12 protein-coding genes are annotated in these 11,710 nt (G+C 65.6%); 8 read left to right on the top strand and 4 right to left on the bottom strand.

All coding sequences use genetic code 11. The annotated features are described in order from the left end of the window. The 4 genes from ACQKIP_RS09570 to ACQKIP_RS09555 form a co-directional block, all read left to right on the top strand. The coding region (locus ACQKIP_RS09570) for a Z1 domain-containing protein (RefSeq protein ID WP_427742701.1) at positions 1 to 2,853 on the top strand (2,853 nt) is incomplete at its 5' end. 74 nt (positions 2,854 to 2,927) lie between these two features. Further along, positions 2,928 to 3,896 carry a NaeI family type II restriction endonuclease gene (locus ACQKIP_RS09565; RefSeq protein WP_365857406.1) on the top strand — a complete coding sequence of 323 codons (969 nt, stop codon included), beginning with the start codon at positions 2,928 to 2,930 and terminating at the stop codon, positions 3,894 to 3,896. A gap of 15 nt (positions 3,897 to 3,911) precedes the next feature. Then, positions 3,912 to 4,670: an NgoMIV family type II restriction endonuclease gene (locus ACQKIP_RS09560; RefSeq protein WP_365857404.1), complete on the top strand. Its 759-nt coding sequence runs from the start codon at positions 3,912 to 3,914 to the stop codon at positions 4,668 to 4,670. 97 nt (positions 4,671 to 4,767) lie between these two features. Beyond that, positions 4,768 to 5,172 carry a very short patch repair endonuclease gene (locus ACQKIP_RS09555; protein WP_427742698.1) on the top strand — a complete coding sequence of 135 codons (405 nt, stop codon included), beginning with the start codon at positions 4,768 to 4,770 and terminating at the stop codon, positions 5,170 to 5,172. On the opposite strand, the gene ACQKIP_RS09550 is transcribed toward ACQKIP_RS09555, so the two are convergent. Further along, positions 5,173 to 6,390 (bottom strand): DNA cytosine methyltransferase, encoded by a 1,218-nt coding sequence (locus ACQKIP_RS09550; protein ID WP_365858001.1) that lies wholly within the window; start codon positions 6,388 to 6,390, stop codon positions 5,173 to 5,175. It lies immediately after the preceding gene. Positions 6,391 to 6,560: 170 nt separating this feature from the next. Here ACQKIP_RS09550 and ACQKIP_RS09545 point away from each other — a divergent pair, with 170 nt between their 5' ends. Beyond that, a complete protein-coding gene (locus tag ACQKIP_RS09545; protein ID WP_365857400.1) occupies positions 6,561 to 7,334 on the top strand; it encodes an HNH endonuclease in 774 nt (257 codons plus the stop codon). On the opposite strand, the gene ACQKIP_RS09540 is transcribed toward ACQKIP_RS09545, so the two are convergent. Next, entirely contained in the window at positions 7,307 to 7,936 is a 630-nt protein-coding gene (locus ACQKIP_RS09540; protein ID WP_427742697.1) for an ATP-binding protein, read from the bottom strand. The genes ACQKIP_RS09545 and ACQKIP_RS09540 overlap by 28 nt on opposite strands. A gap of 220 nt (positions 7,937 to 8,156) precedes the next feature. On the opposite strand from ACQKIP_RS09540, the gene ACQKIP_RS09535 reads away from it, so the two are divergent. Together ACQKIP_RS09535 and ACQKIP_RS09530 are read left to right on the top strand one after the other, a co-directional pair. Further along, positions 8,157 to 9,005 carry a helix-turn-helix domain-containing protein gene (locus ACQKIP_RS09535; protein ID WP_365857396.1) on the top strand — a complete coding sequence of 283 codons (849 nt, stop codon included), beginning with the start codon at positions 8,157 to 8,159 and terminating at the stop codon, positions 9,003 to 9,005. Continuing rightward, the gene (locus tag ACQKIP_RS09530; protein WP_365857394.1) at positions 9,002 to 9,226 is read left to right on the top strand and encodes a DUF397 domain-containing protein; all 225 of its coding nucleotides are present in this window, start codon (positions 9,002 to 9,004) and stop codon (positions 9,224 to 9,226) included. Before ACQKIP_RS09535 ends, ACQKIP_RS09530 begins: the two co-directional genes overlap by 4 nt. A gap of 22 nt (positions 9,227 to 9,248) precedes the next feature. Here the strand turns inward: ACQKIP_RS09530 and ACQKIP_RS09525 are convergent, their stop codons facing one another. Further along, positions 9,249 to 10,520, bottom strand: coding sequence for an FAD-dependent oxidoreductase (locus tag ACQKIP_RS09525; RefSeq protein WP_365857392.1), 1,272 nt, complete (start codon positions 10,518 to 10,520; stop codon positions 9,249 to 9,251). Between the two features lie 210 nt (positions 10,521 to 10,730). Between ACQKIP_RS09525 and ACQKIP_RS09520 the strand changes: the two genes are divergently transcribed. Then, positions 10,731 to 11,048, top strand: coding sequence for a hypothetical protein (locus ACQKIP_RS09520; RefSeq protein WP_365857390.1), 318 nt, complete (start codon positions 10,731 to 10,733; stop codon positions 11,046 to 11,048). A gap of 51 nt (positions 11,049 to 11,099) precedes the next feature. Here ACQKIP_RS09520 and ACQKIP_RS09515 read toward each other — a convergent pair whose 3' ends face one another. Beyond that, positions 11,100 to 11,621, bottom strand: a complete 522-nt coding sequence (locus ACQKIP_RS09515; protein ID WP_365857388.1) for a hypothetical protein — start codon at positions 11,619 to 11,621, stop codon at positions 11,100 to 11,102. Positions 11,622 to 11,710 lie beyond the last annotated feature (89 nt).

Below are 11,710 nucleotides of genomic sequence, written 5' to 3'. Positions count from 1 at the left end.
GAGACATTCCGGTCGCGCCTCGTCGCGGGCGACGAGGCGCTGCTCGCTTTGTGGAGCCGCTACCTGAACGCCTGGGACTTCGCCCGGTCGGCCTCCTGGTCGGCCGACACCGCGCCCCGCACGCGGGCCAGGCGTGAAGCCGCGTACGAACGGCTGCAGTTTGGGCCAGACCTGTGCAAGGCCTTTGACGAGGCGATCAGAGTCTCGGAAGAACCTGGAGCCACAGTAATCACTCGTGAGTTCACCCCCTGGTACACCCAGGAACGAGCGTCGGCGCATGCCTTCTACTGGCATGCGTATGAGAGAAAGCTGCGCGCCAAAGGATGGTCCGGTGCCGCGATCGCCGGCCTGGACGAGGCGAGCCACGCCGTCGTCGAACGCCTCACCGACCCCGAGCAGGCTGCCGCACGCCAGGCGAAGGGCTTGGTCGTCGGGTACGTCCAGTCAGGCAAGACCGCCAACTTCACGGGCGTCACAGCCAAGGCGATCGATGCCGGGTACCGACTGGTCATCGTTCTGGGCGGCACGCTGAACATGTTGCGGGCACAGACCCAGCGCCGCCTCGACATGGAGTTGATCGGCCAGGAAAACATCTTGCGTGGCGGGAATCTTGACGACGTCGACAGCCTCGTCGGCATCGACTACGTGGGGGACGACACTGACTGGCCCGACTTCGTGAGTCACGAGGGCCGTCCTTCCGCGCGCGGCGCCTTCGACATCGAGCGCCTGACCACACGTGACAACGACTACAAGAGCCTGGCCCAGGGCATCCGTGCTCTCGAGTTCGAGAAGCGCGAGCCGACCCGCCCTCTGCACGACCCGGCGAACCTGCACCACACGGCGGCCCGCATCATGGTCGTGAAGAAGAACAAGTCGGTCCTCACCAAGCTCGTCAAAGACCTCAAGCAGATCCACGGCCTGCTCGGCGAAATCCCCGCGCTGATCATCGACGACGAGTCCGATCAGGCATCGGTGAACACCTCGAACCCGAAGAAGTGGGAGCAGGGCCGAACCGAGCGGACGGCAATCAACAGCCTGATATCCCAGCTCCTCACCCTGCTGCCGCGCGCCCAGTACGTCGGCTACACGGCAACTCCCTTCGCCAACGTCTTCGTCGACCCGAGTGACGGCGAGGACATCTTCCCCACCGACTTCCTGATCTCACTGCCCCGGCCCATGGGCTACATGGGCGTCCAGGACTTTCACGACCTGACCTCGCCACTGCCACCCGAGGAGCGTACGTACGCCAACTCTCAGGAGAAGGCCCATGTACGCAGCATCTACGAGGCCACGAAGGGCGGAGACCATCTGCAGGAGGCGATGGACGCCTTTGTCCTCTCCGGCGCACTGAAGCTTTACCGGGCCGAGCACGGAGTTCCGGAAGGCCCTTTCCGTCACCACACGATGCTGGTTCACCAGTCTGTGAAGACGGACGACCATGCCGATCTCGCCCTTCGTATCAACTCGATGTGGCACGAGGCCGGTTATGCGTCCACCACCGGCCATGCCCGGCTGGGCGCACTATGGTCGGCAGACTTCGCCCCGGTCTGCGAGGCCCGCGCCCCCGAGCTGCCCTCTCCTGCCTCGTACGAGGACCTGCGCCCGTATGTGAGTCGCGCCCGCCAGCTCATCGGCTCCGGCGGCAAGCCGGTCATCGTCGTCAACGGCAATACAGACAGGTACTTCGATCAACTCGACCTGGACTTCGACCGCACCCCGCACGTCTGGAAGATCCTGGTCGGCGGCACGAAGCTCTCCCGCGGCTTCACAGTGGAGGGTCTGACAGTCACCTACTACCGACGCACCACCCAGCAGGCGGACACGCTTATGCAGATGGGTCGCTGGTTCGGCTTCCGGCCCGGTTACCGGGATCTTGTGCGTCTGTACATCGGACGGGAGGAAACGTATGGCCGGGAAAAGACTGCCGACCTGTACGAGGCGTTCGAGGCGGTGTGCCGCGATGAGGAACTGTTCCGCGAACAGCTAGCCAGATATGCGGACCTAGTCGACGGAAAACCACAGCTGACCCCCGCCCAGGTGCCGCCCCTGGTCTCACAGCACCTGCCGTGGCTGAAGCCTGCCGCTCGGAACAAGATGTTCAATGCGGAGTTGGTAGAGGTACGGTCACCAGGCAAGCCCATTGAACCAGCGGCCTACCCTCTCGATCCCAGAGCAACGGCCCGGAACACGGAACGCTGGAGCACGATCCTCGCGGCCCTGAGCGGCAGCGGCACAACCGTCTGCCGACTCCTTCCCGACGCTACGTCACGGCAGGCCCGCACCTTCCGGGCAGCAAGCGCCGTCGTTCCGCACGCAGAGCTGCTCGGGGTACTCGGCGGCTTGGAGTGGGAGAACAGAAACCTGTTTGTGCCGCACCTCACCTACCTCTCTCAGCTGGACGGACGCCTGGCAAAGGTCGAAGACTGGCTCATCCTCGCCCCTCACCTCACGGAGCGGCACCGCATCCCGGCCACGATCCTCGGGCACGGACCCTTCTCCGTCTTCCGCCGCAAACGCCAAGCAGGCAAGACGGCCTTCGGTCGTATCTCAGGCCTGGAACACCGCGCCTACGCGCAGCAGTTGATCGATCATGCGGGCGCTAGTGTGAGTGTCGGTACCACGCCAGAGCTGAGCCCGCAGCGCGGAGCTGTACTGCTCTACCCGGTGATCGACGCCACCACGGACGCCGAGGTGCGATCCGCCGTATCAGCAGGCTCGGTCGGTGCAGCCAACGTAACCATCGCCTTCACCCTCATCCCACCGGAGGCAGCGATCGATTCCAAGCGCCAGCTCATCCGCTTCCGCGCCAAGGACTCCAACCTGCCCGAGGCCGCCATCATTGACAGCCACTAGCTGACTCACAACGGCAGTGGACACGGGTGCCGCTCAACGCCGACCCAAGGCAACTATGCGACTGGAGACGGGAATTGCTCCCATTCGACGACGACGTTACAGCGGCAACTCACATCGCACATGATGGGGCGGCGACGCAAGATGCCGAACTCCTCAAGGTGTCCAAGGCGATCCAAACTCTCGACCCGGAAGGGCTTCGATTCGCGTCGGTCCTCCGCGACACCATCGACATGCTCCTCAACGGCGAAGTGACTGGGCGCTACGACTGGAAAACCCTTTTCAAGACTGAAAAGACGCATGCTGGCACTCTGGTCGAGATCAACTTGCAGCGTGAGTTCAAGTTCAAAGACGGCCTCGCCATGGACTACCAGATCGCCGGTATCGATGTGGATTGCAAGTACTCCCAGCAGTTCGGCGGGTGGATGATCCCCCCGGAAGCGATGGGGCACTTGTGCTTGCTGGTCTGGGCAGACGACTACCAGAGCAGGTGGAGCGCGGGGCTCTTACGTATACGGCGTGAGTGGCTGAATGTCGGGAACAACCGTGACTTGAAGCTGACGGTCAAAGCTGCCCATCGAGACAGGATTCACTGGCTCTGGCGGGACGCTGAGCTGCCTGAGAACGTACTCCTGCACATGGATCCGCACGACCGCGCGGCGGTCTTCGCCTCCGCCTCCGGCCAACAGCGCCTGAACGAACTCTTCCGGCGAGCGCAGAAGCGACGCATCGGCCGGAACGTCGTACGTACGGTCGCACAGCAGAAGGACTACATGAAGCGAGTGCGGGGGAACGGCGGTGCCCGGTCTTCTCTGGCCCCCGAAGGGATCCTGATCATGGGGGACTACGACAGTCACCGCGGAGTCGCGGAGCAGCTCAGGATCAGCGTCCCGAAGGAGGGCGAGTTCGTCAGCGTGCGTGTGGCTCGGGCACGGGAGCATCATGGCAACCTGCCTCGTGCCATTCTCGGCGGGCAGGAATGGGTCGTGGCACTGCCAGGAGACATGCCAGAGATGGCTCCGCAACTTCCCTCTCACACCAAGTAGAGGAACCTTCATAGGATGAGCGCCACGTTCGCGACCGATCTTCTTGGCTGGAAGAAAATCGAAAAGTCCGAGAGGCCTGTACCCAACAGCGCTGATACCAACAGCACGCCCTCTAAGGAGCTGGCGCGCTGCATACTCGATGCTCTGGGCCTCGAAAAAGAGAGGGTGCTACCAGACACGCCCAAGAGCTTGGGCCCTGCCCTGGAACTCGCGGTCTGCCGCGACCTGAGAAATGCTCTGCAGCAGTCATCTCCCTCCCACACTTGGCACATCGACCACAAGAAGGTCGTGGCTGACTTCATGCAGTACCGACATCTGCGGAAAATCGCCAGAGCAGTCCGCGAAAACCCCGCGCTGCGAGCCGATCTGGGCCTCGATTACCTGATCAGGCCCGACGTTACGGTGGGACGCACGCAGGCCTCACCGCAAGATGCCGTACCGCCCTTCCTGCACGCAGCTGTCTCCTGTAAGTGGACCATCAGGTCCGACCGCGTTCAGAACGTACGCCACGAGTTCCTGCAGATGATCCGTCACAGGCGGGGCAGGCTGCCGCATCTTGTCGCCGTGACCGCCGAGCCGATGCCCAGCCGCATCGCCGCGATTGCCCGGGGTACAGGGGAAGTCGACGCCGTGTACCACATCGCGCTCGACGCGCTGAAGCAGGCAGTGGAGGCCGTTGGCAGCAGGCAGCAGCAGGACGACCTCGCGGAGTGCATCGGTCAAGGGCGTCTGTTGGCATACGAAGATCTCGCACCAACCTTGGCTAACTGGTGATCAGTACAGAATGAACAAATCTCTCCCACCGCCGGAAGACGGCAGCTGGACACCTCCTGAAGGGTCCTGGGCTTCCTCCGCCGCACGGCGCCGCAATATGCAGGCCATTCGCAGCCGGGACACCAAGCCGGAACAGCTGATCCGCAGACTTGTGCATGCTCAAGGGCTCCGATACCGAGTAGCCGCCAAACCACTCCCCGGACTGCGTCGCACTGCGGATCTCGTCTTCCGCCCAGCGAAAGTCGCCGTATTTGTCGACGGCTGCTACTGGCATGGGTGTCCCGAGCACTACGTTTCGCCAAAGACCAACACCGGCTACTGGTCAGACAAAGTCGCAGGGAATGTGGCACGCGACCGAGACACTGACCAGCGCCTCACAGAGGCCGGATGGCTCGTGCTCCGTTTCTGGGAGCACGAGCCAGCGGACAAGTGCGCGGCCCACATCGCCGCAGAGGTCGAGCGACGCCGCGCTAGTGCCCGCGTGAGCAAGGAAGACGGCTGATCAACTCTTGTCCCGGTCACGATCCCGTGCAGCCTTGAGAACGTCCAGGATGGACGCGCCGACCGCTTTGGCCACAGGAGGCGGGAAGGCATTGCCCACCTGTCGGTACTGCGCCGTTTTACCGGCAGCCTTTTTGCCGTCTTTCACGCCGCCGTCAAAATTCCACCCCGGCGGAAAGCCCTGAATAATCGCGGCCTGCTTCACCGTGAGCATCGGCCCATCTGGCCCGAAAAGGTCACGCCCCTCGGTTTCCTTCTTCTTGGACGTGTCAGGATCATTGGCAACACCAAGCCCTGAGACCCCCAGTTGCTTCCACGCAGCCTTGGCCCGGCTGGGCCCGAGGTCGGCGCCGCCATGCTTCTTCGATCCGCCAACGAGCGTAGGCGCAATGCCGCCGCCCTTGCCCTTGAGCTCCTCGTCGCGCTTGTTTGCCTGCGCGTACCAGCGGCTATAGCTATCGCGAGCGCGCTCGGCGTAACGCCCTTCGAAGTATGGCTCGTACCGCTCGAGCATGGACAACTCGAGGCTCTTCGCAACGCTGACAGGATCTTCATGGGACGGGGTCGGCCACTCGTACTTGACGTCCTTCAGAACCTCATTGCGGATAGCTACGAGGATGGCGCGCGGACGGAGCTGCGGGACACCGAAGTCGCTGGCCTCCAGAACACCCCACTTGCACACTGTGTACCCAAGCCCTGGGTCGTATGCCTGCTCTCCGTCTTCCCCCCGGTAGGTGCCACTCTGGAGCTTGGCCAGGATCCAGTCGCGGTAGTCGGCGAATTTCGGATCCATGATCCCGCGAACGTTCTCGATCAACACCGCACGCGGTTTGAGCTCCTCTACGAGCTCCAGCATCCGCGGGAAGAGATCACGCTCGTCGTCCCTGCCGAGCTGCTTGCCAGCGTGTGAGAACGGGGGGCAAGGCACGCCACCTGCGAGAAGATCCAGGCCTTGGGCCTTCAGCAGCTCGCCGCTCTTCTTCAGATCCCTGGCGGGCTTAAAATCCTTGACGTCTGTAGGCGGCAGGACATCACAGTGCTCCCTCTCCCAGCGCCACGCATCGTGTCTCTCAATGTTGTCTCGGAGCGTGTCCACTGCATGTGGATCAATTTCCACAAGCGCGAGGTGCCTGAACCCGGCCTGATGCAGACCAATGGCCTGCCCACCCGCTCCAGCACAGATCTCCACAGAGGTGTAGACGTGCTCAGGCTCATTCATGTGGGTCATGCCCCCTCCTTACAGATGTGCAGTGGCGGGCACTCTGCGCGCACCACCATCACAGAGGGTGACAGACCCCACTGACAACGAGACCTGACCAAGTGTGCAGCAAGTTCCACAGTTCGCTGAACGCCCCTTCCGCAACGCCGAACGTTCATACGGTATGACTCATGGCGCGCATCGACTGGACCCGGGATGAATTGCTGCTGGCCTGCGAGCTCGTCGTGCAGAACGGCTGGCACGAGCTGCGCCAAGGTGACGAGGGCGTGCTCGAGCTGTCCGATCTGCTTCGATCGCTTCCGACCAACCGGGACGCGGCCGCCAACGACCCCCGATTCCGCTCGCCCAATAGCGTCAGCCGCAAAACGACGGACATCGCGACCGCCCACCCCAGCCATGCTGGGGCCACGACGAGGGGTGGCCGCCCGACAAAAGAGGTCGTCAGCGACTTCTTGGCGCACCCGACGGAGATGGCTGCCGCGGCGGAAGCGATCCGTCAAGGCATCGGATCCGGGGAGCTCCACCGAATACCTCCGCAGCCCGACGAGGCCGGCGAGGACGGGGAATCGACGGCGCGCGAGGGACGGCTTCTGGCTCGGTGGGCCCTGCACCGGGAGCGGAGCCCCGGTCTCCGCAAGCGCAAAATCCAGCAGGCCGAGCGCCGAGGCCAGGTCATACGGTGCGAGGTCTGTTCCTTTGACTTCACGCGTTTCTACGGTGCTTTGGGCGAGGGCTACATCGAGGTCCACCACACCTTGCCTCTCCACATCTCCGGACCAACCGAGACCAGGCTCGAAGATCTCGCCTTCCTGTGCGCTAACTGCCACCGCATGTGTCACAAGAGCTTCCGCGGCGAATCCTGGCGCACACCCGACGCACTCAGGGCGCTGATCCGCACATTCCCGCCCGACGACTCTCACGCCGCCTCCGCTTCCGACTCGTAAAGGGCCTGGGCCCGATCCAGTACGTCGTCAGGGTCGCTGCCCTGTACGGCGAGCCAGTGCAGCAGGTCGGCGATGACGTCGGTGACCGACGCCTCCAGCACGACGTACGTCGGCACGACCGCCGAGCTAGCACCGGAAAGCCGCCGGTACTCGTCGAGCACCGCCGTCGCCCGCTGGACCCGCACGCAGTGCCGCGCGGGCTCCAGCGAGAGCTCGCACCACACAGCCTTGCCCGAGGCAGTGAGCAGGGTGCCCCAGTCCAGGCTCATCGCCGAGAGCAGGTGAAGGCCCCTACCGCACTCCACCGCGCAGTCCTCAGCTCTCACCATGGGCACGGTGTGGCTCTTGTCGTGGAGTTCCACCCTGAGCCGGCCTGCCCTCGACTCCAGGACGAGGGTCGCTGCCGACCCTTCCCCCACGTGTTTGATGATGTTCGTCGCCAGCTCAGTGACAGCCAGCTCGGCCTCGTCGGCGACGGCTCCGGCGCCCCAGCGGCCGAGCATGCGCCGGACCGTCTGCCGCAGCAGCCGCAGCTCCGTAGGCACCGCCTCAAATGGCAGTACACACCGCAGCTGAGGTGCGTTTTCTTCGTAGAAGGACATGGCGAGACTCCCTCTCTGGCCACGTCAGCGCTGCGCCCACCGCAACCGAGCGGCGACGCTGCGTAGCCTTCGTGACGCCGAGTATGGCAGTGAGAAGTCTCGCCATGTAACTTCTCACGAGAATCCATCGAGTGAATCCGGTGGAGCATCAACTTCCGGGCTGCATAGCCTGGTTGCGGCCAGCGAGCACGGCGCCCGCTCCGCCGAGGAGGTAACCGACGTGCCAGCGAGGGCCACCACCCGCCGCCGCCAGCTCGGCGCAACCCTGCGCAAGCTCCGGGCCCGCAAGGGGCTGACGCTGGAAGAGGCCGGTACGCGGGTCGGCGTATCCAAGGCGACCGTAAGTCGCTACGAGATGCGCGAGGGGCCCGTGAAGTGGCTTGTCGTGGAGGCGCTTTGCCGTGAATACGGGGCCACCGACGCTGAGCGGGATGCCCTGGTCGGGCTGGCCAAGGATGCCAAGCAGCAGGGCTGGTGGAGGTCCTTCGCGGACTCCATCCCGGAGAGCATGAACCTGCTGCTCACGCTCGAAGATGAAGCCGTACGCGAGGATCACTTCTCCTGCGTCTACGTCCCCGGACTGCTCCAGACCCGGGCCTACTCCGCCGCCCTGCAACTGGCGAACGAGATAGAGCGCACCCCGGAGGACATCGAGCGTCTCGTCGACATCCGCATGAAGCGCCAGGAGATCCTCACCCGGCCAAAGCCGCCGCGCCTTTGGGCCATCCTCGATGAGTCCGTCATTCGGCGGATCGTGGGATCGCCCGCCATCATGCGTGATCAACTGGACCGGCTGCTGCAAGCCAACGAGTCACCTCACGTCACCCTCCAGGTGCTCCCTTTCTCTCAGGGGGCTCTCGGCGCCGCCCTCGGCAGCTTCGTGATCCTGGGCGGTCAGGAGACGACGCTCGACGTCGTCTATGTCGATCTCCACGTCGGATCGATCTTCATGGAGAAGGATGAGGAGCTGGACAGATACCGACTCGCGTTCGACTATCTCCGCGCAGAAGCCTTGGACATGGGTACGTCTTCCGCCCTTATCCGCCGAGTTCGCGAGGAGATTCAATGACCAGCAGCAGCATCAGTACCGAGCGTGCTCTTGCCGATGAACTGGTGTGGTTCAAGTCGTCCTACAGCGGGGCCAACGAGACCGAGTGTGTGGAGGTCGCCGTTGTGAGCGATCAGGTGTTCGTGCGCGACTCGAAGCGGCCCGCTGACAGGCGCTTCGGCGTTGAGCCGCGTGCCTGGGCCGGGTTCGTCGCCTCCATACGGGACGTACCGCGACCCTGAGTCGACAGGCCCGCAGCAGGGGCTACTCCACCCGTTCGTCCCAGTCGATCCGGTGGTCGAACTGCCACGTCCCCCATACCGCTCCCCCGGTTCCGCCGACCCTCGTTGCCACCGGCAGCAGGGCGTCCCTCAGTGCCCGGCTGAAGGGGCCCGCCGGCTTGGGGGTGGCTGTTCTGGCTGCTGCTGAGGTGGCCGTCGCGGTGGCTGTCGTGTGTTTCAGGATGCGGTCCACTCGGGGGCGGCGCAGGGACTCGTATGCCTTGAAGGCCCTGCCCGGGGGCAAGTCGCGTAGACAGCGGGCCAGTTGTACCGCGCTCTCGGAGGCGAGCGATGCGCCTTGGCCCGATGTGGGAGGCGTCGCGTGGGCCGCGTCTCCGATCAGGGTCATCCTGCCCCTGCTCCAGGTGGTGAGGGGAAGCATCGTTTCTGTGGGGCCCGTGATCAGCAGATCCTCCGGGGCCGTGGCCGCCACGAGGTCCGGTGCCGGGGTGCGGTCGTCCGTGAAGGCCTCCCGCAGGCGCTTCAGCCACTCCCCCGCGCCCACCGCCTGCGCCTCCGCCGACGTCATCGGCTCGCGGTGCGGCAGGTTCACCGACCAGACCGCCGACGCGTCGTCCAGGATCCGATAGGCGAAGTACGCCCTCTTTCCGTAGCACATGTACAACACCCCCTCTGTTGAAGGGAGTTCCGTTTTCGGGACGCGTGCCGTGAACGTGAGCATGCCCGCGTAGTGCGGCTTCGGGGTGGACGGGTCGATCAAGGTCCGCACCGTCGAGCGCAAGCCGTCCGCGCCGATCAGTACGTCCGCCTTCGCCAGTGAGCCGTCCGAGAAGCGGGCCGTCACGCCCGTGCCCGTGTCCGTCGCGTCGAGGAGGCGCTTGCCCCGCTGGAGTGGGATTCCGCGGCGCGCGGCCTCCGCCGCCAGCGCCTCGTGCAGTTCCGTGCGCCAGACGAAGCGCGTGGCGGGGAGGTGCTCGGGCGGGGCGAGCTGGGCCAGGTGCCTGCCCGTCCAGCTGCGCAGGCCCAGGGCGGTCACCGGGGTGCCGATGGCGCGTACCGTCTCCGCCGCGTCGATCGTCTCCAGCGCCTGCTGGCCGTTCGGCGCGATCGTCATACCGCCGCCCGGCGCCGACTTCGCCGTCGAGGTCCCCGCCGGGTTCCCCGTCGCGTCGTACGCCTCGTAGACCGTTGCCTCTATGCCCGCCTTGTGCAGGGCCATCGCCGCCACCGGGCCGGCGATGCCACCCCCGATGACCAGGGCGGTTCGGGTACGGGCAGTGGTTCGCGCGGTCATCTCTACTATCGGTCTCTCGTCGGCGGCGCTGTCGCACGCGCCGCGCGGACGCAGCGCACACCCGCACCAACCTACGCGGCGCAGACCCCATCGCCGCAAGGCTTTCCCGGCGCGTTAGCCTCGGGCCGAAGGCGCATTGTGGGCGCATGAGGGCGTATCGGTGGAAGCCGTGGCGGGAGCCGGCGGCGGAGCCGTGGAAGCGAGGCAGGCGTGACGAAGGTACCGGCAGCAGCAGTGGCCGCCAGTGGGCTCGTCGGAGGGTTCGCCGTCGCCCGGTGGACCAAGAAGCGGCCTCTTGGTGGGGTCGTACTCGCCGCCGCGGGAGCCGCCGCCGCTCAGCAGTGGCGGCAGAACGCGGGGCCGAAGACCGCTGCCGCGCTCAGCACCGCGTACGTCGCCGCCTTCGCCGGGTCGCACCCGCTCGCCAAGAAGATCGGGGCCTGGCCCGCGGTCTTCGGCGTGGCGGGGGGCGTGGGGCTCGCCTCTTGGGCCTTCGTCGACCGCCGCCGGACAGCAGCCTCGGTCTGACCCCCACCGCTGCCTCCCGCGGGACCGTTCAGGCCTCACGGCACGGCCCCTTCAGGCCTCACTGTCCCTGAACAGTCGTGCGAAGCCCGCGACGGCCAGCACCCCCGCCCCCATCACCAGCGCGAAGAGCCCCCACACCAGCGGCAGCGGCAGGATCGCCGCGTCCGGCTCCGGGTGGGCGTCGAAGGAGACGTACAGGAGCGTCGCCGGCGGGCCGGCCACCAGCAGCAGCGCAAGGACGAGGCGGTCGCGGAAGCCGAAGTAGGCAGCGAGGACCAGCATCGTGAGCGCCAGGCCGGTGATGCCGAGTGCCGTCACCGGAGACGTCTCGTTGATCGCACCCGGCGTCTCGGGGCGGTTGCGCAGGTCCCAGGGCAGGCAGAGGAGGTACGCCGCCGTCGCGAGGCCCGCTCCCAGTAGGCGCGTCACCCAGCGCCGCAGGGGCGGGCTGCCGGGCAGGGACGTCAGCAGGTTCCGCGGATTTATGGGGCTCAGTTCGTGGCGCGGGCTCATGCGCAGGCCTATGGCCCGCGGGCTCACGCGCTCGCTCATGTTCATGGACTTTGCCGTCATGCGGACGAGCCTGCCGACCTTGCCCGGGGGCGCGACAGAGTACGCGTACTCAGACCGGCGTTCGAAACGGCCGCCACGCAAGCCAACCG

The organism is Streptomyces sp. NPDC059900, assembly GCF_050270335.1.
GTDB lineage: Bacteria > Actinomycetota > Actinomycetes > Streptomycetales > Streptomycetaceae > Streptomyces.
The sequence above is the reverse complement of the archived record's forward strand: the minus strand, read 5'-3'. Positions and strand labels throughout refer to the sequence as shown.